This window comes from bacterium (assembly GCA_035295165.1).
Taxonomy (GTDB): domain Bacteria; phylum Sysuimicrobiota; class Sysuimicrobiia; order Sysuimicrobiales; family Segetimicrobiaceae; genus JAJPIA01.
Window position 1 is genome coordinate 1 of the sequence record DATGJN010000088.1, and the last position, 26083, is coordinate 26083.

The following is a 26083-nucleotide window of genomic DNA, read 5'->3' on the forward strand; positions in this document are numbered from 1 at the left end:
CACCGCCGCGTGATCCACGTCCCGGGCCCGATCATCCCTGGAGGCAATACGCTCAGATCGCTCGCCGCAAAGAGCTCAGCGCCCAGGGGGTGACATTTTCGCTGAACCGTTAGCATGACAGGATTGCTGAACTACGACATCATACCCAACCCTACCGGGATCCGGCCCCACCGCGCCCCGCGCGCGGCGGGGCCCGCTTGGCGCGGGCGTTACCGGTCGCGCATGTCGAGATCCCGGGCCAGCCGCTCGAGGTCGGAGGGATCCATCCCCGCAGGAGGCGACGGGGGTGCCGCCGGGGCGCCGCCGGTCCACCGGCGAATCGCGACCGCGGCGATCGCGAATCCGGCCACGAGCGCCGCGAAGGGGCCGAGGTACAGGAGCCACGAGACGCCGCGCCGCGGCGGCTCCGCGAGCACGCTCTCGCCGAACTGACCGACGAAGTAGCGGAGGATCTGGTCGGGCGTCTCGCCGGCCTCGAGCTTCTGCCGGATGATCGTCCGCATCTCCAGCGCGACCGTGGCATCGCTCTCCGCGACGGTCTGCCCCTGGCAGACCGGGCAGAGCAGCTGCCGCGCCACGGCGTACACGCGGTCGTCGAGCGTCGCCGCCGCCGCCGCCGACGCGATCAGGCCAACGACGATCGCCGCTGCGATCAGGCCGGCAGTGCCGCGCCCCGCACGGGCTCTACGCATCGCCCCGACGCGCGCCGCCGGGACCGCGCTTCCGCGGCGCCGCCTCTCCCCGGCCGAGGCGGCCGAGGATGAGCGCGTACCCGTCCGCCCCATAGGTCAAAAACCGGCGCACGCGGCTGATCGTCGCCGAGGACGCGCCCGTGCGCGCCTCGATCTCCTGATAGGTCCGCCCGGCGTGCAACATGCGCGCGACGGCGAAACGCTGGGCGAGCGCTTTGACCTCGCCGATCGTGCAAAGGTCCTCGAAGAAGCGGTAGCACTCCTCCACCGTACGCAGCTGCAACACGGCGCGAAACAGTGTGTCGGTCAGCGGACTCCGAAGTTTCGGATTCACCACGACGCTGGCACCTTTCCACGATGACGCATCACTGCGTGAAACACGCGGAGCCTTCGCTCACACCAAAGCCTCGACCTGCCGCGCGTCCCACTCGCACCCGAGAGCGCGAAACGCCGCCGCCGCGGTCACGACGCGGTCGAGTGCGTCGGGCCGGCCGGCGGCCAGAGCCGCGCGCGCCTCCGCCCGCGCGGCTCTGGCCTGCAAGTACCGATTCCCGGTCCCGCGCAGGGCGGCGGCGGCCTCGCCGGCGAGCAACTCCGCGCGCCCCGCGTCTCCGCCCGCCGCAAGCGCCTCCGCGAAATCGCACCGTACCACCGCGCCGCCCTCGATGTCGCGCTCCGGCCACGCCGCGAGGGCCGCCGCGAACAACCGCTCCGCGTCCCGCCATCGCCGCGCATCGGCCTGGCGGCGCAGTACGATCAGGCGGACGAGCAGCGCGGCTTTCGTCGCGCGGGCGGCCGGCAGCGGGGCATCGACGCGCAGCCGGCGGGCCAGTCTGAGCGTCCGGTCGCAGGCGTCGATCCCCTGTTCGACTGCGCCGATCGCAGCGCCGTCCCGTTCGACGTCGGCGAGATCCCGGCACGCGGCCTCGAGCGCGCCACGGTACGCCAGTGCGTCCTGCTCTCCCCGACCGCGGCGAACGATGTTCACCAGTTCTTGAGCAAGCACGACCGCGCGGCGGCCTTCCTCGGGGTCGCGCAGGAGGCGGAGCGCAAGCGAGAGACCGAGCAACGTGTTGACGAGGGCATCACCGCCCCCCGCGCGCCGCTGCAGGTGCTCGGCCGCGCGGAACGCCGCGACCGCCTCGGGGAGATGACGGACGCCCTCCTGGAAGAACGCGGCGAGGTGGCGCCATCCGGCCGCCAGCCGGTCCTGCGCGGCGCGGTCGGCTTCGACGCCGTCCACGTCAGGACGTCAGGCGGGCCGCCGCTCGCGGAAGGCTCAGCACGACCGCGTACGCGAGCATGGCGAGCGCGACCCCGACGGCGAGCATCGTCCACACCGGGAGCGCGTACACCTGGAGCGCGAACAACAGGCCGAGCATCCCATACATCGTCTGGTAGAGGACCGCCGCGCCCAGGCACACGCCGAGCTGGCCGTGGGTCGCGCCGTAAACCGCCAGCGCCGTCGACGCGCCGTTCGCAGCGACGAACCCGAACTGCTGGACGAGCGGGGTCACAAGGTTGTCGGGCGCGCCCATATGAAGCGTGCGCGCCACCAGCGCCAACCCCAACACCTGGTAGGCGCCGATCGCGCCGAACCCGGCGCCCACCGAGGCGCCGAACGCGGCGGCGTCGGCCTCCGCGCCCCCCCGTGACAGCGTGGGCAGGGCGATCGCCAACTTGAAGATCTCGTTGATCGTCGCGGCGATCAACGCGCCGACCAGGCCGACGCCGATGCTGGTACTGTACGCACCGATGTCCCAACCGAAGAGGTATGCCACGAGGGCCTGGATCGGATCCACGAGGAGTGCGGCAACCCAGAAGACGACAGCGCCCAGGACAAACGCGACAAAGAACCACGGGTTCCGAAGCTGTCCGCGGCCGACGACCGCCGCCACCGCGAGCCCGTAGCACAAGGCGACCGCAATCGCCATGGCTTGGTCAGGGTTCACGGCTGCGGGGATTCTCACGAGAAAAGGCTCATGCGCACGACAGGCGTATTGTATGCTGTGGACGCCCCTATTTGCAAGGGCGGCACGGCGTTAGCGCCCCGCGCCGGCCGCGGCGCGGCGCTCGTGCGGCCGCAGCGCGGCGACGACCGCGAAGCTGAGCGGCGTGGGCACCCCAGCCTCGCGCCCCATGCGCACGACCGCCCCGCACAGCGCATCCAGCTCCATCCGTTTCCCCGCCGCGAGATCGTGATACAGCGAGGCGCGGGTATGGTACCCGGCCCCGTGCACGAGTTCGTCGACAAACGCGATCTGTCGCTCAACCACCCCGTCGAGGCGAATGCCGCGGGCGCGGCCGACCGCGGCCGTCTCCTCCATCAAACCGCGAAACATCTCGCGAGACTCCGCGTGGTCCCAGATTTCGCCGAGGACGACCCGGGTGAGCGCGGTCATCCCGCCGGCTGCACAGATGAACACGAACTTCTCCCACAGCACGCGCACGATCTCTGCGCTCACCTGGCTCTTGATCCCGGCGCGGGAGAGCGCCGCGTCGATCGTCCGGACGCGCGGCGTGATCGTGCCGTCCATCTCGCCGAAAATGATGTCTCCGGGCAGGCCGGTGTGCCGGATCACGCCGGGCGCCTCGATCGCACCCGCAACGTATGTCACGCCGCCCAACACAGGTCCGCGCCCCAGCATCGTGGTCAACCGGTCTTCCGTGTCCACACCGTTCTGCAGGCAGAGGACCGCCGTCTCGCGCCCGACCGCCGGACGGATCGCCTCGCCCGCGCCGTCGACATCGTAGGTCTTGACGGCGAACAACACCAGATCCACCGATCCCGCGTCCGACGGCCGCTCGACGGCGCGCACCGGCAGCGCGAAGTCGCCGTCGACGCTGCGCACCCGGAGCCCGTGCTCGACGAGCGCCCGGAAGTGTGCGCCCCGGGCCACGAACGTCACGTCCTCACCGGCGCGCGCAAGCAGCCCGCCGAAGTACCCGCCGAGACCGCCGGTGCCCATCACGAGAATCCGCATCGCGCCCCCCACCCCCGTCCGGTGATCCGGTCAACGGGTGAGTATTCCACGCACACGGTCAAAGACACTGCCGCGGTGGCGCGCCGATGGGGCGGCGCGAACCACCGCACCCGGGTCTGGGTCCAGCCCGGACGACGTGGCGTTACGGATCGGGGTCGGGGTTTCGTATCGGCTTGGAAGACCAAGGCGAATCGCACGCGGAGCAGGCGCGCGCCAACGGCGTCCTCGGCGCTGGGGACGAACCGTCCTGCTCGCGGTCAGGCCAGTTTCGCGAGCACCGCGTCCGTCATGGCACGGGTCCCCAGCGCGGGCGTCGTCCCCGCCATGTCCCCGGTGCGGCATCCGTCCGCGAGCGCGCGCGTCACCGCGCCTTCGATCGCCGCGGCGGAGGCTTCGTGGCCCGCGCCGTAGCGGAGCAACAGCGCGCCGGTGAGGATCGCGGCAAGGGGGTTCGCGATCCCCTTGCCGGCGATGTCGGGGGCGGTTCCGTGTACGGGCTCGAACAAACCCGGGGCGCGCTCGCCCAAGCTCGCGGACGGCATCAGGCCGAGGGACCCGATCACGCCGGCCGCTTCGTCGCTGAGGATGTCCCCGAACGTGTTCTCGGTGACGATGACATCGAACTGCCGGGGGTCGCGCACCAGCTGCAGCGCCGCGTTGTCCACCAGCATGTGTTCGAACGCGAGGTCGGGGAACTCGCGCGCCGTCTCCGTCGCCACCTCGCGCCACAACCGCGACGTCTCGAGCACGTTGGCCTTGTCCACCGACGTCACCTTGCGTCGCGGCCGCAGGCGCGCGATCTCACAGGCTTTGCGGACGACGCGCCGGATCTCCGGCGCCGCGTACGGCAGCGTATCCATGGCCGCCGCCTGATCGCCCTCGCCGGTGCGCGACTGCGTGCCGTAGTACAATCCACCGCAGAGTTCCCGAACGATCAGGAAGTTCGTGCCCTCGACGACCTCGCGGCGGAGCGGCGAGGCGCCCAGCAGCGGCGGCGAGACCGCGGCCGGCCGGAGGTTGGCGTAGAGCTGGAACGTCTTCCGTAGCGTGAACAGCGCCTGCTCGGGCCGCAGGTGCGCCGGTCCCCGGTCCCACTTCGGCCCGCCGCACGCGCCGAGCAGGATCGCATCCGAGCGGCGACACAACTCCACCGTCTCGGGAGGAATCGGATGGCCTGTCGCGTCGATCGCGGCCCCGCCCGCGAGCCCCTCCTCGAACGACAGGACCATCTCAAACCGCCGCCCGACCTCCGTGAGCACCCGAACAGCCTCGGCGATCACCTCGCGGCCGATCCCGTCGCCGGGAACGACCGCGATCCGGCACGTCCGCGGGCCGCTCATCGGGCCGCCTCGAGACGGGGCCGGCGCCCGCCAGCGGGCAGGAGCACGTATTCCAAGCTGTCGACGAGCGCCTGCCACGACGCTTCCACGACGTTCTCCGACACGCCGACGGTCCCCCACGTCCGCACGCCGTCGGTGGACTGGATCAGCACCCGGACCCGCGCCGCGGTCGCGGCGTCGGCGTTGAGCACGCGCACCTTATAGTCGACGAGGCGGACGCGTCCGATTTCCGGGTAGAAGCGCTCAAGCGCCTTCCGGAGCGCACGGTCCAAGGCGTGCACCGGCCCGTTGCCTTCGGCCGCGGTGTGCTCCTCCAAGCCGTCCACGGCCACCCGGATGCTCGCCTCGGACACACTCGTGCCGTCTCCCCGCTTCTCGGCCAGCACCCGGAGGCCGAGGAGGGAAAACGCCGGGCGGTGCTGCCCGAGCGTGCGCCGCATCAGCAACTCGAACGATGCCTCCGCCCCCTCGAACTGAAATCCCTCGTGCTCCAACCGCTTCAGCTCGGCAAGGATCGCTCGCGCTTCGGGACGATCCTTGCTGAGGTCCACGCCCATCTCCTGCGCCTTGTAGAGGACGTTCGCCCGCCCGGACAGGTCGCTCACCACGACGCGGCGCCGGTTGCCGACCGACTCGGGCACGATGTGCTCGTAGGTCGCAGGGTGGGCCATCACGGCGCTGACGTGGACGCCGCCTTTGTGAGCAAACGCGTTGCGCCCGACGAACGGCTGGTACTCGTCGGGCGCCATGTTCGCCAGTTCCGAGACGTACCGCGCCAGCTCGCCGAGCCGGCCGAGCGACGCGTCCGGGACGCACCGGCGGCCCATCTTCAGCTGCAGGTTGGGAATGATCGAGACGAGGTTCGCGTTGCCGCAGCGCTCGCCGATGCCGTTGATCGTGCCCTGCACGTGCGTCGCGCCCGCCTGGACGGCAACGAGCGTGTTCGCCACGCCGAGCTCGCCGTCGTTATGCGCGTGAATGCCGAGCGGCCCATCCACCGCCGCGTGGGCCGCCTCCACGCCGGCCCGGATCTCGAAGGGGAGCCGGCCGCCGTTTGTATCGCAGAGCACCACGACCGCAGCGCCTCCCCGCCGCGCCGCGACGATCGTCGCCAAGGCGTACTCCGGGTGCGCCTTCCATCCATCAAAGTAGTGCTCCGCGTCGTAGACGACCTCGAGGCCGCGGGTCTGGAGAAAGCGAACGGAGTCTTCGATCATCCGCAGGTTTTCCTCCGGGGTGGTGTGCAACGCCTCCCGGACGTGCAGGTCCCACGACTTCCCGAACACGACCGCGACGGGTGTCCCGGCCGCCACGATGAGCCGGAGGTTCTCGTCCTGCTCCGGCGGGATCCCGGCCCGGCGCGTGCTCCCGAACGCGGTCAAGCGGGCGTGCCGCCATGTCCGGGCCTGCGCCCGCTCGAAGAACTCGAGGTCCTTCGGATTGCTCCCGGGCCATCCGCCTTCTATATAATCGATCCCGAACTCGTCGAGCCGCTCCGCGATCCGCAGCTTGTCGTCGGCCGACAGCGTGATCCCCGCCCCCTGCGTGCCGTCGCGCAGGGTCGTATCGTAGAGCGCGATCTGGGCCGGATGGGTCATGAACGGTCCTCCTCGCCGCCTGGCGGACGGTCCGTCCGCCGGGCCCGCGCCGCGTCGCGGACTAGCCGTACGTGTTGGTCATCCAGTGCTGGCGCTCGTGGATGATCTTGTTGACCGCGGCGACGTAGGCCCGCGCGCTCGCCTCCAGCACGTCGGTGCTGGTGCCCCGTCCGACGAACAAGCCGTCTCCGTCGCGGACCCTGACCGTGGCCTCGCCCATCGCGTCGGTGCCGCCCGTGATCGCCTTGATCGCGTAGTCGGCCAGCGACGGGTCGAGGCCGACGATCTTGTTGATCGCGTTGTACATCGCGTCGACCGGACCGTCGCCCGACGCCTCTTGTGTGAACAACTCCTGGCCCCGCACGAGGGTCACGGACGCCATCGGCGGCAGCGTACTGCTCGTGGACACGTGGAACGCCCGCAGCGCGTACGTCTGGGGGGCGCTGCGCAACTCGGTCTCGACGAGCGACAGGATGTCCTCGATCGTGACCTGCTTCTTCTTGTCGCACAGCACCTTGAACTCCTGAAACGCGCGCTGCAGCTCGTCGTCGGAGAGCCGCACCCCGTTGTCCTCCAGCTGCTTCTTGAACGCGTGCCGGCCGGAGTGTTTGCCCAGCACCAGCTTGTTACTCGGGATCCCAATCGTCTGCGGGGTCATGATCTCGTAGGTCGCGCGGTTCATCAGCACCCCGTGCTGGTGGATCCCGGCTTCATGCGCGAACGCATTGTCCCCGACGATCGCCTTGTTCGGCTGCACGGGCACGCCCGAGATCGCGCTGATCAGCCGGCTGATCCGGTAGATCTTGGTCGTGTCCAGGCCGGTCTCGAGCCCATAGTAGTTGCGACGCGTCTGCAGCGCCATGACGACTTCCTCGAGCGACGCGTTCCCGGCGCGCTCGCCGATGCCGTTGATCGTGCACTCGAGCTGCCGTGCCCCCGCGCCGATCGCGGCGAGTGAGTTCGCGACGGCCAGCCCGAGGTCGTCGTGACAGTGCGCGCTCCAGAGCACGCGGTCGCTGTTCGGGACCTTCTCCATCAGCAGGCGGAACAGGTTGGCGTACTCCTCGGGCGTGGCGTAGCCGACGGTGTCCGGCACGTTGATCGTCGACGCGCCCGCGCGGATCACGCCCTCGATCACGCGACAGAGAAACTCCGGATCGGACCGGCTGCCGTCCTCCGCCGAGAACTCGACATCGTCGGTGAACGTCCGCGCGTACCGGACGGCCTCGACGGACGCCTCATACACCGCGTCGGGCGTCATGCGGAGCTTGTGCTCCATGTGGATCGGCGACGTGGCGAGGAACACGTGGATCCGCGACCGCTCGGCGTCCCGCACCCCCGCCGCGGCCGCGTCGACGTCCTGGCGATTGGCGCGGGCCAGGGCGGCGATCACGGGCCCACGGACCTCGCGCGCGACGAGCTGGACGCCCTCGAGGTCCCCCGGACTGCTGATGGGGAATCCCGCCTCGATGATGTCCACGCGCAGTGCGGCCAACGCGCGGGCGACCTCGAGCTTCTCCTGCGTGTTCATCGTGAATCCGGGTGACTGCTCGCCATCGCGCAGCGTCGTGTCGAAGATCCGGACCTTCTCGCTCATCGCCCCGCCCTCCATCGTTCGCGGCCGGGTCGCGCCGGACGGGGGTCGCCCGTCCGAGCTCCACCGACGCGTCCCCCGTGCGGCGGCCTTCCCGCCGCCGGGCCCGGGCCGCATCGAGCGTCCCGGGTGGTCCCGTCTACCGCTTGGCCTTCGCCTCTGCCTTCTTGGGGGCCGCGGGTGCGCCCGCACCGAGGTCGCGCTTGAGCCACGGCATCATCGCCCGGAGCTGGGCGCCGATCTCCTCGATCGGATGGTGGGCCTCCTGCTCGTAACGCGCCGAAAACATCGGCCGCCCGGCCTGGTTCTCGAGGATCCACTCCTTGGCGAACGCCCCGCTCTGAATCTCGGCGAGGATCCGGCGCATCTCGGCGCGCGTCTCCTCGGTAACGATCCGCCGGCCCCGCGTGAAGTCGCCGAACTTGGCGGTGTTGCTCACCGAATAGCGCATGAGGCCGAGGCCGCCTTCGTAGATCAGGTCCACGATCAGCTTCATCTCGTGGAGACACTCGAAGTAGGCGATCTCCGGTGCGTATCCTGCCGCCACGAGCGTCTCGTATCCCGCCTTGATCAGCTCCGAAATCCCGCCGCACAGCACGGTCTGTTCGCCGAACAGATCGCTCTCGGTCTCCTCGCGAAACGTCGTCTCGATCACGCCCGCGCGCAGGCTGCCGATGCCGTGCGCATACGCCAGTGCGACGGCCTTGGCCTTGCCGCTCGGATCCTGGTGGATCGCCAGCAGCGACGGCACCCCCTTGCCCTCGACGTACATCCGGCGCAGGAGGTGGCCCGGGCTCTTCGGTGCGATCATGAACACGTCCAGGTCCGGGGGCGGCACGATCTGGTGGAAGTGGATGCTGAACCCGTGCGAAACGCCGAGCGCCTTGCCCTTGCGGAGATGCGGCCGGATCTCTTCCTGGTAGACGCGGGATTGGATCTCGTCCGGAATCAGGACCTGCACGATGTCCGCGGCGGCCGCCGCCTCCGAGACCGTCGCGACCTCGAGTCCGTCGGCCGCAACCTGGTCCCACGACCGGCTCCCCCGGTACAGGCCGACGACCACCGAGACGCCGCTGTCGTGTAGGTTCTGGGCCTGCGCGTGTCCCTGGCTGCCGTACCCGATCACCGCGACGCGTTTGCCGCGGAGGACGTTCAGGTTGGCGTCCTGTTCGTAGTAGACCTTTGCGGGCATGCCGGTGGCCTCCTAGGTGGGCTGGGTGCCGCGGACCAGCGTCACCTGGCCGGTGCGCACCATCTCGCGGATCCCGTACTTGTGCAGCAACGACATGATCGCGTCGATCTTGTCGGACCGTCCCGTGACCTCCAGCGTCATCGTCTTCTCGGTGAGGTCCACGACGTTGGCGCGAAACACGTTGCTGATCTCCATGATCTCCATCCGGGTCGTCGGCGTCGCGTTGAGCTTGATCAACGCCAGCTCCCGATCCACCGTGTTGAACCCCGTCACGTCGTTGACCTTGACGACCTCCATGAGCTTGTTGAGCTGCTTGATGATCTGCTCAAGGATCTCCGGCGCGCCCTCGACGACGATGATCATCCGCGACACCGCCGGCTGCTCGGTGACGCCGACGGCCAGGCTGTGAATGTTGTACCCGCGGCGCCGGAACAGCCCGGCGACCTTCATGAGGACACCCGGCGAGTTGTCCACGAGCACGGAGATCGTGTGCTTCATCGTGTCCCGCCGGAGCGTCGGCGACGTTCCCGACAACAGCTCAATCACGGACCCGGTCATCTTCGACGATCATCTCCTTGACCGACTGCCCCGACGGGATCATAGGATAGCAGTTCTCCTCGGGGTCCACGGAGATCGCGACGAGACATGGCCGGTCGGTGACCTCGAGCGAGCGCTGCAGCGCGGGCCGCAGCTCGTCCGTGCGCCGGACGTTGATCCCCACCGCCCCGTACGCCTCGGCCAATTTCGCGAAGTCCGGGTTCTTCAGGAACACGTGAGAGTACCGCTCCTGGTAGAAGAGCTGCTGCCACTGGCGGACCATCCCCAGCGACTGGTTGTCGAGGATGTAGATCTTGAGCGGCAGCCGGCACTCCACGGCGGTGGCGAGATCCTGCAGCGTCATCTGGAAGCTGCCGTCACCGACGATCGCGCAGACGAGCGCGTCGGGCCGGCCCACCTGGGCGCCGAGCGCCGCGGGGAAGCCGTACCCCATCGTCCCCAGCCCGCCGGACGAGAGCCACATCCGCGGCTCCGAGATCAAGTAGAACTGGGCGGCCCACATCTGATGTTGCCCCACGTCGGTGACGACGATCGCCTTGCCCTCGGTCAGCCGGTACAGCTCCTCGATCGCGAACTGCGGTTTAATGACGTCGCCCGTCTGGCGGTAGCGGAGGGGGTACCGCGCCTTCCACTCGGCGATCTCCCGGTGCCACGCTTCGCACGCCGGGGGCACGACCTGGCCGTTCAGGACGCGCAGCGCCTCCTTGGCGTCCCCCACGATCGGCACGTGCGCGGGCTTGTTCTTGCCGATCTCCGCCGGGTCGATGTCGATGTGGATGAACCGCGCTCCGGGCGCGAAGTCGCTGAGACGCCCGGTCACCCGGTCGTCGAACCGCACGCCGACCGCCAGGATCACGTCCGCGGTGTTGATGGCGTAGTTGGCGTATGCGGTCCCGTGCATCCCCAGCATCCCAAGCGACAACGGATCCGTCTCGGGAAACGCGCCCTTGCCCATGAGGGTCGTGGTCACCGGGATCCGCGTCCGACGCGCCAGCGCCGTGAGCTCGGGCGCGGCGTTGCTCGTGATCACGCCGCCGCCGGCGTAGACGATCGGTCGCGACGCCTGGTTCAGCAGCGCCGCCGCCGCGGCGATCTGGTTGGGGCTAGGCACGGCGGGCGGCACCTTGCCGCTGCGCAGCGTCACCTGCTCGGGAAACTCGAACTCCGCCTCGGCCAAGGCGATGTCGCGCGGGATGTCGATGAGCACCGGGCCGGGCCGTCCGCTGCCGGCGATCAGAAACGCCTGCAGGACCGCGCGCGGCAGGTCGGAGGCCTTCTCGACCAAGGTGTTATGCTTGGTCACGGGCATCGTGATGCCCATGACGTCCGCCTCCTGGAACGCATCGGTTCCGATCGCATGCGTGTTGACCTGCCCGGTGATCGCCACGATCCCCGCGGAGTCCATCATCGCGTCGGTGATACCCGTGATGAGGTTCGTCGCGCCCGGGCCGGACGTCGCCATGCACACGCCGACCTTGCCGGTGACGCGGTGATAGCCGGTCGCCGCGTGCGCGGCGACCTGCTCGTGCCGGACGAGGACGTGACGGATGGCCCCCGCGTCGTAGAGCGAGTCGTACAGCGGGAGCGCCGCCCCGCCAGGGTGGCCGAAGATCACCTCAACGCCCACCTGGTGCAGGCACTCGATGAGCGCCTGGCCTCCGCGCATCCGCTTCGTCGTCGCGGCGGTCCCCGGTCTCGCTACAGGCGTCGTCTGGCGCACCATGATCACGTCCCCCTTTTGGATGTGCGACCGCGTCCGTACCGTGAATCGCCCCACAAAAACAGAAACCGCGCGGAGTCCTCTAAGGACGGGACTCCCCGCGGTACCACCTTAGTTCCGTCCGAGCGACACGGCTCGAACGACCCTCATCCCGGTCTCGGCGGGTTCCGGCGGGTGCTACTCGGCGCGCTCTACGACGGCCTTTGGTTCCCGCGGCTCGGAGTTGAGCGTTCGCAGCACCGGATGCTGGCTTCCACCTGAACCAGCTCTCTCGGATCCGGGACTGCTGCGACCCGGTCTCCTCATCGCCTGTGTCGTCGCTCGGACGTCGCCAAGTGCTCCGATCGACGGTCCCTGGTTTCGCGGTGCTGTGTTGCGGTGAGCTGCGACGGGCAGAACCGAAACCCCGGACGTTGTCACATGACTTTAGCAAACACGGGTAGCTTTGTCAATGGCCGAGCGTTCCCGTCATGTACGCGCGACCGACCAACGAAAGCAGAAACAGACACAACAGACCGACCCACCTGGATTCGCGGTATCCCGCCTCGTCCGTCACCAGCAAGCCGCGGGCGGGACTGCCGGGGCGCAGCGTAAACAGCGCCGCAACGGTCGCCACGACAAGCCCGCCGTACAGATAGTGCAGCGGCGTCTGGGGGCGGAGGCCCTCCGCGAGCAGCACGAGCCCGAGCGCCAGTTGGATGCCGAGGGGAATCTGGGCCAGCCACAGAATCCACCAAAAGATGTGCGGCATCCGGTAGCGGCGCGTCAGATCGCCGAACAAGGCGATCACAACGCAGAGCGCGTCCCCGGCGAGGGTCACGACCAACAGCACCGACCAAGCGTGCCACTGCGGTAGGCTCATCGGCCTGTGGTTTTCTTCCGCGTCGCACGTACTCCTGCGTGGAGGCGGTCATGCCCGACGACGCCAAACGGTCCGTCCAGTCTCAGTTCGCGCGCCAGGCGGCGTGGTACACGATCAGTGCGGTCCACCGCCACTCCGAGGGGTTGGAGACCCTGCTTCGCCTGGCGGCTCCGTCGCCGGGCGACCAGACGCTCGACGTCGCGACCGGGACGGGGTTCACGGCGTTCGCCGTCGCGCCGCGCTGCGCCCGCGTCGTCGCCCTGGACATGACCGAGGGCATGGTGCGCGAGGCGCAGGGGCTGCGTGCGGCGCGGGACGTGCGCAACATCGAGTTCTGTCTCGGCGACGCGGAGGCGCTCCCCTTCCGGACCGCGTCGTTCGACCTCGTGACCTGCCGCCAGGCTGCGCACCACTTCCCGCACATCACGCAGGCGCTGGCCGAGATGGCGCGCGTCACCCGGCCCGGCGGCCGCGTCGTGCTGGACGACACGTGCACGCCGGAGGACGATGCGCTCGCGGCACTGATGAACGCATGGGAACTGCGTCGCGATCCTTCGCACGTTCGGAACTACCCGCCGAGCCGGCTCCGAGAGATGTTCGCGGCCCACGGCCTGCGCGTGACCGACGCCGCGCCGGCCCACGTCCACCTCCAGTTCGCCGACTGGGTGCGCCGCGCCGGTGTCTCGGAGCCGAAGGTCGCGACGCTGAGAGACGCGTTGTTGAACGCGCCGCCTGCGGCCGCGGCGGCCTTCCAGATCCGACAGGAGGGCGACGATATCCACTTCGCCTGGAACGAGATCGTGATCCTGGGCGTAAAGTCGTAGCGCCGTCCGGGTCAACCGTCTCGCACGACGCATGTCGACGCGCAGCGGACCGCCCCGGGAGGGCGGTCCGCCGCGACATCATGACGAATGCCCGGTGAGCGGGGCGCGCGCCGGGGCGTCACTGCGCCCGCTGAGCCGCCACCATGATCAGCGTTGCCGTCACGCCGCCATCGGCGTTGCGCGGCCCCAGCACCGTCACCCTCGCGCCGGTGACAAGACGGTCCGGCGTGAGCGCGATCAGCGTGCCGATCCGCGCGGTCTGCGGGATCGTGACCGCCGTCAGGCTGCCATCGGCGGCCGTCACCGACAGGACGCCGCCGCGAACTTCGGCGACCGTGCCGCTGACCAGCGTTCGCCCGCCGCGTGTCTGAGTCTGCCCGCCCTTTCCGCGCATCGGCACTCCGAGCGCGGCCGGAACATCCTCGACCGCGGTGGCGGTCAACGACCCATCCTGCGCCTTGTCCGCCAGAACGTGCACCGCATCGCCTGCTTTCACGTTCGTCAACGCCGCGTTCGCGCGCCCGAGGATCCGCGTGGTGGCGGTCGTCGTCACCGTCACCGCGGAGCCGTCGCGGCCGGTCACCGTGATCGTGCCGTCGGACGCGGACGTGATCGTGCCGATCACCGGATGCGGCCGGGTACCCTGGGCTGAGGGCGGCTGTTGGGTGTTCGGCTGCTGGGGCGCCGGTGGCTGCACTGCGGGCTGAGCACCCGCCGATCGCGTCGTGAGCGACGCGACCCCCGCCACGAGAGCGACCAACACGAGCCCCGCGGCGAGCATGACGATCGACATCTTGAACCGAGTGTTCCGCATGCTCTCAATCTCCCTTCGTCGCAAAGTACCTCGTAAGCGATGCGGGCCCGGCGAAGGTTCCGACCGCGGACGCCGGGAGACGGACACTGCGGAGGAATGGGCATCACCGAGATCTCGTCGGCAACCGCGTCCAGGACCAGCGCGGAGCGAGCGGCGACCGCAGCCGCCGGAGTCATCATGCGAACCAGTTAGGGGATGTCGCTGTTGCGGATCGGGCGGACCGGCGGGACGCCGCCGCTACTGCGCGAAGTCTTCCGTGATCGCGAGCTGACCATCACCTGCGGTCGTGACCCCGATACCCACGCGGCGGAACTTCGGGGACAGCATCAACATCCGGTGCGCCGGGCTCGCGAGGAACGCGCGGTTCACTTCTTCAACCGTGTCCATCAACCCAACGTTCTCCCCGACGACCGTCCCAGGCCTGATCGCCGCAGATAGCCGTTGGCGCACCGTCTCCCCCGATGAGGACACGTGCCCGAGGAACCCGTGGAACGCCATGTCCCGGGAGAGTTTTCGTGCGGTCCATCGGAGCCGGTTGTCCATGACAAGAGGGGCCTCGTGAACGGCCTTCCTCGCCCTGTTCAGTAGCCGGAATAGCTTGGCCTCGGACCCTGGGACTACTCTCGGATTCGAGATCGCCGGACCGGTGAGGATTTTGCGCGGGGTTTGGGCGGCCAACACCGCCCCGGTGACAAGCACACAAAACATAGCCGTACCGCAGGTCATCGCGAGCACCCGTCGCATCATCACACCCCGAAGCCCCTCGAGACGATAGGAATCGGTGACGAGCGGGGTCACACGAGTCCCCCAAAGCCGTATTACGATGTTCACCGGACGGCTTCCTCCCTGCGTAGCCGGTCTTTTTTCAGATATACAGGCGGCCGGGTGGGATGCGGCTGTCCTCTGGGGCGGGCTCCACGCCCGACAGGTGAAATGCGCGAGCGGCGGGGTTTGAACCGCAAAACTGCAGCGCGCCGCTCATCGCCCTGTGTCGAGAGCCCAATGCGCTTGCCGCACGGGCGTGGGTAGCGCTCGAGATAGGGTGGCCACCCGACCCGGAAATCAGGTCCTCTGCCGATGCCCTCGAGGCCTGGAACAAGGTAACCTGGGACCTAATGAGATGCGTCCCCCTAATAGGAACAGCGAGTTTACGGAGGTGACCCAAGTGGCAGAGTACAGCGGGCACAGCGTTGAGGTCGGTGAACCGCCGATCTCGAGAACTCTGTTCGCGGACACGCGAATGGCCTGGTTCTGGCTACTCGTACGGCTCTACGCTGGTTATATGTGGATGATCGAAGGTTGGGACAAGCTACACAACCCCGTCTGGGCCGGCCCAAAGGCTGGGACCGCCCTGACCGGGTTCATCCTCGGAGCTCTGAAGAAGACCAGCGGTACCCATCCCGACGTCTCTGGATGGTACGCAAACTTCCTCCACAGCGTCGTGTTGCCGCATGCGGCAACCTGGAGCTACGCGGTCTCAGCGGGTGAGCTCCTCGTCGGCGTGGGGCTGATCCTTGGGCTGTTCACTGGCGTGGCAGCCTTCTTCGGCGGGCTCATGAACGCCAACTACCTGCTTGCCGGTACTGTGAGCGTCAACCCGCTGTTCTTCATTCTGGCAACCTGGCTGGTACTTGCGTGGCGGATCGCCGGTTACTACGGGCTTGACCGGTGGGTACTCCCAGCGCTCGGTGTTCCGGGGGCGCCCGGCAGTTTGTTCAAGCACTCCAGTCCGACGATCAGTGCCACGCACGTGCCCTCCCACTAGCAAGGAGGCGCGCCGATCCGCGACACCCGGCCGGGTCGAGCTCCGGCCCGGGTGCCGCGCTTTTCCTGGCACGCGGGCCTGACCGCGCCTTGCCGAATGAGGGCGCGGGGCGATCCGTTCGTGGGGTCGCGTCCACGCTCGATCGAGTGACATCTCCCCGGTATCTTCCCCCCCGCGGGGTCGCGACACGAGCAGGCGGAACGGGGCCACATGACGTCGCTCGGGCACCGGCGCGCACGGCCTACCTTAGACAGGTTTGGCAATCACATAGACAAGAGCCGAGCCTTCAACGGTGCAGATCTGGGGGCGCATGAGCATCATGGCGGTCCGTTCGAAGGGCGCGGTGAAGACCTGCAGCTCGGCAAGCGTGTGCAGGTCGAGGATTTTGCCCATCTCGGTGCCCCCCGGAACGACCGTACCAACCGCATCCTCGCGGAGGGTAGGCACAAAGATCCCGCCCACGGCTGCCCGCATCGGCGTGGTCGGACCGACGTCGATCGCGTTCTCCACCGGCGCAGGGGGCGCATCGAGGGCGAGGACGCCGAGACGAAACAGGGCGCGCTCAAGCCCGGTGACATTGCGCTCGGTCCAGTACATCTCCCTGCTCGAGCGCCCGCCGACTTCGACATTCACGACCCTAATGCCGAGCGAGCGGGCATACGTGGTCAGACCGCCGCGCTTGTCAGGGGCGTCCCTGATGAAGGGCGCGCCAAGATCGGCCGCCAGCTGTTCGGACCCCTCGAAGCGCTTGACGAACGCGTTGACACACCACGTGCCGCCACCATGAAGGTCGATCACCACGTCGCTGTCGGCGATCAACGGGGCGAGGGCAGCGGCCAGGCGCTCGGTGTGCGAGCCCTCTTTGTTCCCGGGGAAGACGCCGTCCAGGTCGACAGCGTTGGGGGAATCGATCCAAGAATTGCGGCGCTCGACCTCGGCGGCGAGTGCATTGGCGGTAAAGATGACGCGCAGGCGTCCGGTGAGCTTCGCGATAGGGTGGCGGCAAAACATCTTGATCGCCAGGGCAGACCAGGGGCCTTCGTCGCCGTGCGTCCCGGCGATGAGCGTTGCGCGGGTCCCGACGGTGCCGGCTTCGCCGTATGCCAGCGGGATATATTGGGCGGCGGCGTGGGCGGTGACTCGGAGTTGGTTCCATCGCAATGACTCATAGATGGGCTTCAAGGCTCGATCCTCCCGGAAGTTGGAGCGCACTACGTCGCAGGCGCAGATCGCTAACCGGTATAGTTGCTGTACCACTCCTGGCGCGCACGAAACTCGTCTGGATATAGCGTGACCTTCTCCACCGCGAACTCAAAATCGTCCCCCTCGCGCGAGATCGTCTGGACGACCTTCGCGGCGTCGAAGCGATACCCGCTGAACCGGCCGGGAGCTTGTGCAGCCAGCCAAACCCACGCTTTGCCGAGGTCGACCGGATCCGTCCATGTCGCTCGCAGGTCGGCCGGCGCGTGGTCATATTCCGCCCAAGTCATGCGTGTCGGCTTGATGCGGGCGCCCGGACCGATCGTATTGAGCGCGATGTTGTGCTCCTTCGCTTCGAACGAAAGTGCTTTCACAAATCCTTCGATTCCGTGCTTGAGCGTGCAATATGCGATCTCCTGTTTGTAGCCGCGAACGCTGGAGCCGCTTGCGACGCCGATGACGTGACCTCCGCCTTGCGCCTTCATCTGATGCCAAACGGCGTAGGTGCAATTGAAGAATCCGCCGATGCCGACGTTGATCTGACGCGACCACTCCTCCGGTGTGGTGGCTTCGAACGTGATCAGCGGCATGTACACGGCGTTGTCCACCACCACATCCAACCGCCCCCAGCGATCCACGATCCTCTTCACCACGCTCTTGCACTCGGCGAGGTCTGCAACATCGGAGCGGCATGTCAGGAAGTCCGTGCCGTCTGCGGCAAGGTCTCGAGCGCAGCGCGCCAGCTCGTCGTCGTTGAGATCCATCGCGCATACTCTGGCGCCCGCGATCCCAAACGCCCGGGCGATCCCCCATCCCAAACCGCGCGCCGCACCCGTAACGAGCGCGACCGTGCTCTTACGTAGCCTCATCGTGTCTGGTCCCCTCTGTTTCGCGCCTTCAACGCCACTCAGCCCGTTGCGTGCGATGCGACGCGATCATGAAGTGAGCTTCTCGACGTCACATTCCACCCCTTCCCCGGCTGCCGCTCGCGACGCGCACCCTCGCGTCCCGGCCATCGTCGTGTCTTCTTGCAGCGGTGCCCTCTTTTCATCCTGTCCGGGGCGACACGCAACCGGCTTTCCGGATTCTCCCAATCCCTGCTCACGGATTCTCGTCGTTCGGTGCTGGGTCCCTGCCGGAACGAAGCGCTGGACACCCGAGGATCCACCCGTAGTTCGGGGCGCGGCGACGCCGCGTTACGCAGGAACGCCCTCGATGATGCGGAATCCGTCGTCGACCGGGCAGGCGCCAACCAGTTGAAACCCGGCCTCGGCGAAGAGCGTCGTCCACTCCTGGCGCGTGCGTTCGCATCCGGCAGGCGATACCATCATGTTCAGATCCATGAACTTCGTCCCCGCACCCTCGTTCGGCGGGCCGATCTCTCGCTCGATGACGAGCAACTTCCCGTCCTGCCCGGTTGCATGCCGGCAGACCTGCAAGATGGCCCTCGCCTGCTCGTCCTCCCGATCGTGAAGAACATACTGTAGCACGTACGCATCACCGCCGGCCGGGATCGCCTCGAAGAAATTCCCTCCCACCACTTGGCATCGACCAGCGACGCCAGCCGCCCGCAGCGTTTGCTCGGCCCGTGCCACCACATGCGGCTGGTCGAACAGCACACCCCGCAGCGAAGGATGCGCGGCAAGAATCGCCGCGAGTAGCGCACCCTGGCCGCCTCCCACATCTACGACGCATTTGAACTGCGAGAAGTCGTAGGCGTTGATGATCGATCCCGCTGCGCGGCGCGATTGAGACGCCTGCGCGCGGTCGAAGATTTCACCTGCCTGCGGGGAGCGGGCGCGGTATTCCCACTCGCTCACGCCATGGGCATCGTGAAAGGCGTTCTCTCCGGTTCGTACGTTGTGGAGTAGCTGATCCCACGCGTGCCAGTGTTCCGGTTGACCCACGAAGATTGCCAGCGGGCGGACGGACTCGGGCGCGTCGGATCGCCAACACTCACCGAGGGGAGTCAGCGCAAAACGTCGGTCTGCGCCCTCCTGGAACACCCCGATGCTCGCAAGCGCGCGAAGCAGCCGGTACAGTGAGCACGCGTGGGTTCCGGTTGCGGAGGCGAGGTCCTCGCTGGTCAGTGGCCCGTTGGTTAGGAGATCGCCGATGCCAAGCGTTGCGGCGACGTGGATCGCCTGGGACACTCGGTAGCCGAAGAGTAGGTCCCGGAGTCTGGCCGACGGTTTCTGGTCGCCCTGATCCATCGCCGTGCCCTCCGACCGAAGACGAACCCTCCCCGACATTGGGAGGGGGGTTCCGGTTTTGGCCTCAGCACGCCTTCCGTCCGAGACACCCCGAATCGGAAAGTCACCGCGCCGATGGCCGAAACCCGCCGGCTCCCTGCCGCGTTTCGCGTGGCAAAGGCGGAAGCATGCGGAGGCCCCGCAGGCGCATCGCGAACGGCGCCCGCCGCGGGCGCGCCCGCTCTCGCGAGCGTTCGATGTTCAGAGTCTCCTGTCATTTTGTCCTCCCGGCGGCCTCAGCGACGCTCGCGTCTGGGATTTCCCCGCCGAACACGTTGAGGCACGAGACCGCCTCCGAACGGGTCACGGGCATCTGCGGGTTGAAGGCTCTGATCGCGCCCCAGACCCGCGCAGGTTGTGTGACGCGCGGGCACTGTCGTCCTCGTGCACGTAGCCCGTATAGATCTTGCTGATCTTGGCGTTGTCCGAATAGTGGAGGAACATGAGGTCCACCGGTACCATCGCGGCTTCTCCCTCGTCGCGGCTGGCCTTGACAGCGATCATCTCCTCCCGCGTCAGCGCCTGGTCCGGTGCGAAGTGGGTCGCGTCGACTCCGATCACGATATGACCAACGACTCAAGCCGGGGGTTCCGCTTCATGCTATCTTCTCCTTCGTCCGTTTGATCCATGAACGCGGGTCCCGAGACTTATCCCCAGCGAAGGTCCCGCAGCAGGAGGGCAGCGTCAGGGCAATCGCGCAAGCCGACCCGCCGCTGAAGACAGTGATATGTCTCGGCTCGGTGGCGACGCGGGCACTCACGGGAGGCGCCAATCATCATGGCGAGACACGCGAAGACGCGACTTCCGAACGAAGCGGCCACACTGCTTTGGGATCGACGCGCAAGTAATGAGCAGGGAATGGAACGCGCGTACGCGCGGAGGACGCCTGCCGATGAATACTCGGCCCGCGCCAATCGACCGACTCAATCAGCAGGTGGCGGCATTCGGCGGAGCGGACACCCGTATGCACCATCGTCAGCAGCATCGCGCGGTTCCACCGTCCTGTCAGGGTGCCGGGACGCCGCGACACGACAGTGCGAATCTCGTCGGCGGTCGATACGGTCGGCAACACCTGGGAATTGCGAATCACCATGCAGGTCAGCGGGTCTCGATCAGCGCCCGCGTCGCCAGCAACCACTTGAGAGAATGACGAGAGCGAGGACAATTCAGTCCAACGGTTTATCCGTGCGGTGGTTCAGTCTTTACCGCGAAAAACACGACCATGTCCCATGCGTTCCGAATGCCTAACACGAGGAGCACGACCGTGGCCAACGCCAATGCGCTGAGCGCTTGACTGTTTCGCGAAAGCAGTCCGATGCCCGTCCCGATCAATAGGAGATAACTGACCACGGGTGTGATGAGATACCATATCCAATCGCTCTGATCGAGTCGTCCCTCCCGCTGCTGCCGCCGCATGTACCGCACCCCGCTGAGCGCTTGCCCGAAACTGAGGAGACCCGCCAGCACGAGTAGGACACCGAGCGGCACGCGCGTCAAGATCGGTGTCAGCGCCACGGTGGCGATGATGAGGACGTAAACGAAATGGATCACTGTGGGGGTGAGGAACACCCCGAGCGCCGGGATCGTCTCTCGATTCAGCAACTGTGACCCCAGCGCAGTCGCGAGAAACATCAGGCCGACCAACGTGGCGGCAGCGGTGCCAACGAGGAGGTAGAAGTCATGCCACGTTTGGAGCGTTTGGGTCAACGTGTCAGGCATGCACGCCGCCCTCACGAAAGAGGAGCCGTCAACAAGACGCTGGTGGCTTCGCAGGTCTCCGGCTCGTCTCCTGCCATGGTCTTGTTTCGCTCTCAGCGCAAAGAAATCTGTCCGGTCCATCCGTGGCGACACACGAAGGACGCCCGGAGCGTGAGTCTCACGGCTCCGGGCGTCCGTGATATTCCCCGCCACCGTTGGAATCGCCGCGTCCGACCGTTCATTCCGGCGGATGACTCTAGTGAGAGACATTCGCTCCTCACTGGAGGATGATGCGTTATGGCTGACAGGCGAGCGGAACGATCTGCGCCGCGGGAACCCGAGGGCGGGCACAAACTCAACACGGGTACACGCAAGCCGTCCATGAAGACCCCCGGCTCCCGCAACGTCGCGGTGGATCGCACCCGGCAGACCGGCTCCCGCGAGAACGCAGCGCCCGGACGACGCCGACAGCATGGATTGGTGCGGCGGATCGTCGGAGAGAAAGTGATGTCGACGCGACGCGGCAAGACGCGACGTCCGAACGAGGCTCTAACACCGAACTGGGACGCTAAACTGGGATCGCATCGTCTGAGCCGGTCAGGGTCTTGAACGGGCCGACCGGAGAGCCGCAAAAGCCGCGCCCGATGACAACGGCAACGGTGGCAAGGTGTCCGCGAAAAGCGATGGAGGCAGTCCACATGCGACCGGCGGCGTGAGGTCGAAATGATTGCGACCACCTTCGAGGCCGAGCGCCGATTGTATGGCGCGCGTCTTCCTCTTGCTTGCGGACGGGCGAGTGTTGGGAGTCTATCCGACGGTCGCGGATGCGAACGAGCATGCGCGGTCTCAGCGGTGCACGTCGGAAGCGGAGGAGCACGTCACGACACCAACAGCCTGACCGCTCATGTATGGTGCGAAAGTTACTCGGCGATTAGAAACCAAAAGCGATGCTCGATCCGGTAGACGCCTGTCTCCACGCGGAATCCTTCCAGCGCCTCCTGGATTGCCTGCCGGACGCGTTCCTGCCCGCTGTGCTGGACCGCCCGGCCACCGGTGCCGCCCGCAAGGAACGCCCTGCATGCGGCCTCGGCAGTCGGATGGACCGACACAATCGGAAACTCGCCGCGATCCAGTGTGTGCAGGCCTGCCGCCTGCACCACAGCCTCCGGCCGACCGGGAGCAGAGAGGGCAAAGGGATTCGGCCCTCCCGGCGACTGAGGAGGTGCCAAGGCCGCGATCGCGGCCATGATCTTCGGCTGCTGGTTCTCTTCCCTCGGCGAAAAGATCACGAGTCCCACCTTCCCGCCGGGAACAAGAACCCTGCGGGCTTCCGCTAGCGCAGCCACGGGATTGCCTGCGAATGGAAAGGAGTTGAATCCGGTGACGGCGTCAAACGAAGCGTTCAACCAGGGAAGGCTTTCCATGTCGCCAATCCGGAAATCCCCATCCGGCACGCGCTCGCGGGCCACCTCGACTGCGCCGGGCGAAGCGTCGAGGCCTGCTACCCGCGCGCCCCGCCCAGCAGCAAGGAGTGCCGCGCCACCGGGGCCGCACCCTACGTCCAGCAGCCGTGTCCCGTCCCGAATCCCAAGCCGGTCGTGAATCGCTTCGTAGAGTGGTTGGAAGTGGGGTTCTGCGAACCTCGCCCAGTCTCGCGCCCCAGGGCTCCACAGTTCGCCGAATCCGTGTCCAGTCGTCACGCGCCACCTTGTGCGAGACAATCCAGCGGGCTCGCCCGCCGAGACTCTTTCAACCGGTCTTCGCTCGGGAATCCACGCAGCAACGCAACCTATTCGAGCGGTCGGTTCACATGCCCTCCAGCCTAAGGTGAATAGAGAAAACCGCGCCGGGTCATGCGACGCGTTGGTCGCTCAAGGAGAAATCGAAGAACTTCCCTGAGCGAGGAATCAACGAGCCCATGTTGTTTTTGCCCTAGTGAGGAAGACCCGCCCCCTCCCTAACCCCGGTCCCTGGGTTTTCTAGCGTGGTCCCTGGGGCCTGTAGATTCCGGCATTTAGGGTCTCGACCGTATGGTGCTGAGGCCGGTGTTGCCCCCAGAACGAGGATGGCGTGCAGGCATTGGAGGGGGAGATGACGATGGAGTCCATAGATCAGAACCTCGCGACGGGTGAAACTAGCGATTGCGTGGACTTAGGAAGGGCGGTTCGCATAACTTCCTCGGCGTCTTCCCTGGGGACGCCTCTTGAGAGCCAAGGAAGTGAGGGACATGTGACCGATCCCTGAGAGATCGGTGCCTGTGCCTCGGATAGCGCTTTGCCCTGACCCACGGCTTTTTTGACCCGCTCTGTCACCTCCCGTCGTTCGCAAACCCTTACTGTATAAGAGTGGCGCGCCCGGAGGGATTTGAACCCCCGACCTACGGCTCCGGAGGCCGACGCTCTATCCGCTGAGCTACGGGCGCACGCGCTACCTATTATACCAGAGGACCGAGGCGCAACTACGCCCGTGCCGCGGGTACACGGCCGGTCGCGATTTGTGCAGCCGAATCCGCACGTGCAGCCGACGGCTCCACCACCGGGTTACGGCGGCGGAACGTGCGTTCTGATTCGACTCCTATGAAGCCGCGGGCGGGGCCGGCGCGATCGGCCGTGCGCGGTTCCGCTCGATGAGGGCGAGCACGGTCACCCCGACCGCCCAGGTCGCCGTGAGGAACAGCAGCAGTGCACCGAGGTGCGGGATAGCGAACGCGACCACAAGCACGACCGCACCGACGAGCGCCTCAAGACTCACACTCGACGGTCGGATGCGCCGCCCGAGCAGCACCGCGATCGCGGCGATCCCGAGTTGCAACGCCGCGAACACCGCGAGCGGAATCAGCACCACGACCACGAGCCCCACCACGCTGATCGCGAGCCCGATCACAAGCGGCCACAGCGCCGCCCACGTGAGGAGCCCTACGCCGAACGCCAACGCCGGCGCGCGCTCCAGGTGGCCTGCGAGATCCTGCGTCACCCGCGGGAAGAACACGGCGGTCAGCCACGTCGCACCGACGAAGCTGATCAGCATCGCCAGCGCGAAGAACAGGAAGAACGCCTTCAACGCCGCAAGCATCCCGAAGATCGTTGCGGGCCAGAGCCACGTCGGCGGTTCGTACGTGCGCGGTGGCGGCATGGGGAACGGCGACGGGCCCGGGGCCGCCCCAGGGGGAATCGCACCGGCCCGCCCGACGGATGCGCCGGGTTCGATCGTGACGTGGCCGCCGGTGGTCGTCGCCGTCCCGCCGACGACCGCGCCGGAACGCACGAGGACGTTTCCACCGATCGCACGCACGGATCCGCCAACGCGCCCGACGACCACAACATCCCCGCCGATCGCGACCGCGTCGCCGTCGACGACGCCTTCGACGCTCAGCGGTCCACCGATCGCAATCGCATCGCCGTGAACCGCCGTGCCCGCCGGGACGTCGAGGACCCCGAACCGGGTCAGAAACTCCTCGGCGCCGGCGGACGTGGGCCCGCTCGAGACCAGCCCCAGCAACACCAACAGCGCGGCCGCCGCACGGATCACCCGACCGAGGCGCCGCCCGCCGGGGGTGCCCGGCGCCTCGGTCGGAGGGATGTCCCGAGAGACCACGGAACAACGCACCGCCTGGGAGGACGGATGCCTCGAGTCGCGGCGATCATCCCTGCGTGCAATGAGGAGCGCACGAGCGGCGAGGTCGTCGGCACCGTGGCGCGAAGCCCGCTCGTCGATGACGTGATCGTGGTGAACGACGGGTCGCGGGACGCCACCATGGAAACCACCCGACGTCGGGCCGCACGTGTCATCGCGCTGCACGCGAACCAGGGAAAGGGCGGCGCGACCGCCGTGGGGCTCGCCGCCACCAACGCTCAGATCATCCCGCTGCTCGACGGTGACCTGGTGGGACTCACGACCCGCCACGTGGAGGACCTCCTTCAGCCGGTGCTGGCCGGTACCGCGGAGGTCTGCGTCGGCCAGATCCAGCGAGACCTGATGCAGACGCGCTTCCCCAACTTCTCCGGCCTGCGCGCGCTGCGGCGCGCCGTGCTGGAGAACATCTCGCACCTCGAGAACACGGGGTTCCGCATCGAGATCGCCGTGAGCCGCCACGCCAGGATCTCCGGTCTGTGCACGTGCCCCGCGCCGATCGATCACCTGACGCACGTCCTGAAACAGGAGAAACATGGAGTGCTGCCCGGACACGTCGGGAAGCTCAAGACCACCAGGGGCATCCCCCAGTGGAGCGGCCGGAACGGGCGGTCGAGAACCTGACCCGCGCTCACGACTCCAACAGGCGCACGCGCTCGCCCATCCTCGGCACCAGGACCGACCGATCCAACTCGGCGCAGACGCGCAGGTCGTCGCCGAGACCGATCTCGATCACGTTTCGTCCGGCCCACGTCGTCCGCAGCAGTGCCGCGGCGTCCGGGTACGCCCGAAACAGCGTGCGCGCGGCGAGCGCCGCGTCCGTGGGCACCATGGCATCCGCGCCGGAGCCGGCGAGCACCGCCTGGACCACCGCGCCCGCGGTGTAGGCGTCGTCGAGGCCAAACCGTCCTTCCCTGCCGGAGCAGACGACGGTCACATCGAACCCGCGCGTTCGTGCTTCCGCCGCGAGGACCGCGGCCGTGGCCGTACGGTTGCGCAGACACGCGATCAACGCCGTCGGGGCCGAGCGCACGAGGTGGAGCGCCCGTGTGCCATTGGTCGTGGCGAACACCACGCGCCGCCCGGCGAGATCCGCCTCCGCGAACGCCGCGGGACTGTTGCCGAAGTCGAATCCCTCGGGAGCCCGGCCGGCCTGCTCGCCGGCGAGCAACACGTCCGGATCCGACGTGCGGTAACCGCGGGCCGCGGCGACGTTCGACGCGACCAGGACTCCGTCGCACCCACGCTCGGCCATCACCAGCAGCGACGTGGTCGCCCGAATCACGTCGATGACCGCGACGACGCGCCGGCTGCAGTCGCCCGCCTCCTCGGGGAGGAACGCAACGTGGAGTTCCACGGG

The 26083-nt window shown here is 67.7% G+C and carries 25 protein-coding genes and 1 tRNA gene; 3 read left to right on the forward strand and 23 right to left on the reverse strand.

Annotated elements, in window-relative coordinates; translation table 11 throughout:
* Positions 1–209: 209 nt before the first annotated feature.
* From VKZ50_13905 to VKZ50_13960, 12 genes are all read right to left on the reverse strand, one after another.
* A complete protein-coding gene (locus tag VKZ50_13905) occupies positions 210–692 on the reverse strand; it encodes a cytochrome c-type biogenesis protein (GenBank protein HLJ60815.1) in 483 nt (160 codons plus the stop codon).
* Positions 685–1029, reverse strand: coding sequence for a YerC/YecD family TrpR-related protein (locus VKZ50_13910; protein ID HLJ60816.1), 345 nt, complete (start codon positions 1027–1029; stop codon positions 685–687). Before VKZ50_13910 ends, VKZ50_13905 begins: the two co-directional genes overlap by 8 nt.
* Before the next feature lie 57 nt (positions 1030–1086).
* Positions 1087–1935 carry a hypothetical protein gene (locus VKZ50_13915; protein ID HLJ60817.1) on the reverse strand — a complete coding sequence of 283 codons (849 nt, stop codon included), beginning with the start codon at positions 1933–1935 and terminating at the stop codon, positions 1087–1089.
* Position 1936: 1 nt separating this feature from the next.
* Complete coding sequence (locus VKZ50_13920; GenBank protein ID HLJ60818.1) at positions 1937–2662, reverse strand: hypothetical protein; 726 nt, start codon at positions 2660–2662, stop codon at positions 1937–1939.
* Positions 2663–2734: 72 nt separating this feature from the next.
* On the reverse strand, positions 2735–3676 hold the full coding sequence (locus tag VKZ50_13925) for a 2-dehydropantoate 2-reductase (GenBank protein HLJ60819.1): 942 nt from the start codon (positions 3674–3676) through the stop codon (positions 2735–2737).
* 257 nt (positions 3677–3933) lie between these two features.
* Positions 3934–5016, reverse strand: coding sequence for a 3-isopropylmalate dehydrogenase (gene leuB / locus VKZ50_13930; protein ID HLJ60820.1), 1083 nt, complete (start codon positions 5014–5016; stop codon positions 3934–3936).
* Entirely contained in the window at positions 5013–6614 is a 1602-nt protein-coding gene (gene cimA, locus VKZ50_13935; GenBank protein ID HLJ60821.1) for a citramalate synthase, read from the reverse strand. The genes leuB and cimA overlap by 4 nt, the downstream gene beginning before the upstream one ends.
* A gap of 61 nt (positions 6615–6675) precedes the next feature.
* Complete coding sequence (locus tag VKZ50_13940; GenBank protein ID HLJ60822.1) at positions 6676–8211, reverse strand: 2-isopropylmalate synthase; 1536 nt, start codon at positions 8209–8211, stop codon at positions 6676–6678.
* A 136-nt stretch (positions 8212–8347) separates the two neighbouring features.
* Complete coding sequence (gene ilvC, locus VKZ50_13945) at positions 8348–9400, reverse strand: ketol-acid reductoisomerase (GenBank protein HLJ60823.1); 1053 nt, start codon at positions 9398–9400, stop codon at positions 8348–8350.
* Between the two features lie 12 nt (positions 9401–9412).
* Positions 9413–9898, reverse strand: a complete 486-nt coding sequence (ilvN, locus tag VKZ50_13950) for an acetolactate synthase small subunit (protein HLJ60824.1) — start codon at positions 9896–9898, stop codon at positions 9413–9415.
* A 40-nt stretch (positions 9899–9938) separates the two neighbouring features.
* Positions 9939–11681, reverse strand: a complete 1743-nt coding sequence (ilvB, locus tag VKZ50_13955; protein ID HLJ60825.1) for a biosynthetic-type acetolactate synthase large subunit — start codon at positions 11679–11681, stop codon at positions 9939–9941.
* Positions 11682–12126: 445 nt separating this feature from the next.
* Positions 12127–12540 carry a hypothetical protein gene (locus tag VKZ50_13960; protein ID HLJ60826.1) on the reverse strand — a complete coding sequence of 138 codons (414 nt, stop codon included), beginning with the start codon at positions 12538–12540 and terminating at the stop codon, positions 12127–12129.
* A 50-nt stretch (positions 12541–12590) separates the two neighbouring features.
* Between VKZ50_13960 and VKZ50_13965 the strand changes: the two genes are divergently transcribed.
* The gene (locus tag VKZ50_13965) at positions 12591–13364 is read left to right on the forward strand and encodes a methyltransferase domain-containing protein (GenBank protein ID HLJ60827.1); all 774 of its coding nucleotides are present in this window, start codon (positions 12591–12593) and stop codon (positions 13362–13364) included.
* 118 nt (positions 13365–13482) lie between these two features.
* Here VKZ50_13965 and VKZ50_13970 read toward each other — a convergent pair whose 3' ends face one another.
* Complete coding sequence (locus tag VKZ50_13970; GenBank protein HLJ60828.1) at positions 13483–14178, reverse strand: DUF5666 domain-containing protein; 696 nt, start codon at positions 14176–14178, stop codon at positions 13483–13485.
* 237 nt (positions 14179–14415) lie between these two features.
* A complete protein-coding gene (locus tag VKZ50_13975) occupies positions 14416–14925 on the reverse strand; it encodes a CAP domain-containing protein (protein ID HLJ60829.1) in 510 nt (169 codons plus the stop codon).
* 493 nt (positions 14926–15418) lie between these two features.
* On the opposite strand from VKZ50_13975, the gene VKZ50_13980 reads away from it, so the two are divergent.
* A complete protein-coding gene (locus VKZ50_13980) occupies positions 15419–15943 on the forward strand; it encodes a DoxX family protein (GenBank protein ID HLJ60830.1) in 525 nt (174 codons plus the stop codon).
* Between the two features lie 246 nt (positions 15944–16189).
* On the opposite strand, the gene VKZ50_13985 is transcribed toward VKZ50_13980, so the two are convergent.
* The 8 genes from VKZ50_13985 to VKZ50_14020 form a co-directional block, all read right to left on the reverse strand.
* Positions 16190–17125 carry a succinylglutamate desuccinylase/aspartoacylase family protein gene (locus VKZ50_13985; GenBank protein HLJ60831.1) on the reverse strand — a complete coding sequence of 312 codons (936 nt, stop codon included), beginning with the start codon at positions 17123–17125 and terminating at the stop codon, positions 16190–16192.
* 50 nt (positions 17126–17175) lie between these two features.
* Positions 17176–18012, reverse strand: coding sequence for an SDR family oxidoreductase (locus VKZ50_13990; protein ID HLJ60832.1), 837 nt, complete (start codon positions 18010–18012; stop codon positions 17176–17178).
* 327 nt (positions 18013–18339) lie between these two features.
* Entirely contained in the window at positions 18340–19356 is a 1017-nt protein-coding gene (locus VKZ50_13995; GenBank protein HLJ60833.1) for a methyltransferase, read from the reverse strand.
* A gap of 342 nt (positions 19357–19698) precedes the next feature.
* On the reverse strand, positions 19699–19956 hold the full coding sequence (locus VKZ50_14000; GenBank protein HLJ60834.1) for a hypothetical protein: 258 nt from the start codon (positions 19954–19956) through the stop codon (positions 19699–19701).
* 618 nt (positions 19957–20574) lie between these two features.
* Positions 20575–21114, reverse strand: coding sequence for a hypothetical protein (locus tag VKZ50_14005; protein HLJ60835.1), 540 nt, complete (start codon positions 21112–21114; stop codon positions 20575–20577).
* A gap of 899 nt (positions 21115–22013) precedes the next feature.
* Entirely contained in the window at positions 22014–22793 is a 780-nt protein-coding gene (locus tag VKZ50_14010; GenBank protein HLJ60836.1) for a class I SAM-dependent methyltransferase, read from the reverse strand.
* A gap of 646 nt (positions 22794–23439) precedes the next feature.
* Positions 23440–23515, reverse strand: a tRNA-Arg gene (locus VKZ50_14015).
* Between the two features lie 152 nt (positions 23516–23667).
* Positions 23668–24687, reverse strand: coding sequence for a hypothetical protein (locus VKZ50_14020; GenBank protein HLJ60837.1), 1020 nt, complete (start codon positions 24685–24687; stop codon positions 23668–23670).
* Between the two features lie 27 nt (positions 24688–24714).
* Here VKZ50_14020 and VKZ50_14025 point away from each other — a divergent pair, with 27 nt between their 5' ends.
* Positions 24715–25347, forward strand: a complete 633-nt coding sequence (locus VKZ50_14025; protein HLJ60838.1) for a glycosyltransferase — start codon at positions 24715–24717, stop codon at positions 25345–25347.
* A gap of 7 nt (positions 25348–25354) precedes the next feature.
* Here the strand turns inward: VKZ50_14025 and VKZ50_14030 are convergent, their stop codons facing one another.
* Positions 25355–26080: a 2-phosphosulfolactate phosphatase gene (locus VKZ50_14030; GenBank protein ID HLJ60839.1), complete on the reverse strand. Its 726-nt coding sequence runs from the start codon at positions 26078–26080 to the stop codon at positions 25355–25357.
* Positions 26081–26083 lie beyond the last annotated feature (3 nt).

Excerpts from the sequence above, each read along its gene's own strand:
- VKZ50_13905 (HLJ60815.1), bottom strand. The coding sequence starts at position 692 with ATGCGTAGAGCCCGTGCGGGGCGCGGCACTGCCGGCCTGATCGCAGCG.
- VKZ50_13925 (HLJ60819.1), bottom strand. The coding sequence starts at position 3,676 with ATGCGGATTCTCGTGATGGGCACCGGCGGTCTCGGCGGGTACTTCGGC.
- leuB (HLJ60820.1), bottom strand. The coding sequence starts at position 5,016 with ATGAGCGGCCCGCGGACGTGCCGGATCGCGGTCGTTCCCGGCGACGGG.
- cimA (HLJ60821.1), bottom strand. The coding sequence starts at position 6,614 with ATGACCCATCCGGCCCAGATCGCGCTCTACGATACGACCCTGCGCGAC.
- VKZ50_13940 (HLJ60822.1), bottom strand. The coding sequence starts at position 8,211 with ATGAGCGAGAAGGTCCGGATCTTCGACACGACGCTGCGCGATGGCGAG.
- ilvC (HLJ60823.1), bottom strand. The coding sequence starts at position 9,400 with ATGCCCGCAAAGGTCTACTACGAACAGGACGCCAACCTGAACGTCCTC.
- ilvN (HLJ60824.1), bottom strand. The coding sequence starts at position 9,898 with ATGAAGCACACGATCTCCGTGCTCGTGGACAACTCGCCGGGTGTCCTC.
- ilvB (HLJ60825.1), bottom strand. The coding sequence starts at position 11,681 with ATGGTGCGCCAGACGACGCCTGTAGCGAGACCGGGGACCGCCGCGACG.
- VKZ50_13960 (HLJ60826.1), bottom strand. The coding sequence starts at position 12,540 with ATGAGCCTACCGCAGTGGCACGCTTGGTCGGTGCTGTTGGTCGTGACC.
- VKZ50_13965 (HLJ60827.1), top strand. The coding sequence starts at position 12,591 with ATGCCCGACGACGCCAAACGGTCCGTCCAGTCTCAGTTCGCGCGCCAG.
- VKZ50_13970 (HLJ60828.1), bottom strand. The coding sequence starts at position 14,178 with ATGCGGAACACTCGGTTCAAGATGTCGATCGTCATGCTCGCCGCGGGG.
- VKZ50_13975 (HLJ60829.1), bottom strand. The coding sequence starts at position 14,925 with ATGATGCGACGGGTGCTCGCGATGACCTGCGGTACGGCTATGTTTTGT.
- VKZ50_13980 (HLJ60830.1), top strand. The coding sequence starts at position 15,419 with ATGGCCTGGTTCTGGCTACTCGTACGGCTCTACGCTGGTTATATGTGG.
- VKZ50_13990 (HLJ60832.1), bottom strand. The coding sequence starts at position 18,012 with ATGAGGCTACGTAAGAGCACGGTCGCGCTCGTTACGGGTGCGGCGCGC.
- VKZ50_13995 (HLJ60833.1), bottom strand. The coding sequence starts at position 19,356 with ATGGATCAGGGCGACCAGAAACCGTCGGCCAGACTCCGGGACCTACTC.
- VKZ50_14005 (HLJ60835.1), bottom strand. The coding sequence starts at position 21,114 with ATGCCTGACACGTTGACCCAAACGCTCCAAACGTGGCATGACTTCTAC.
- VKZ50_14025 (HLJ60838.1), top strand. The coding sequence starts at position 24,715 with ATGCCTCGAGTCGCGGCGATCATCCCTGCGTGCAATGAGGAGCGCACG.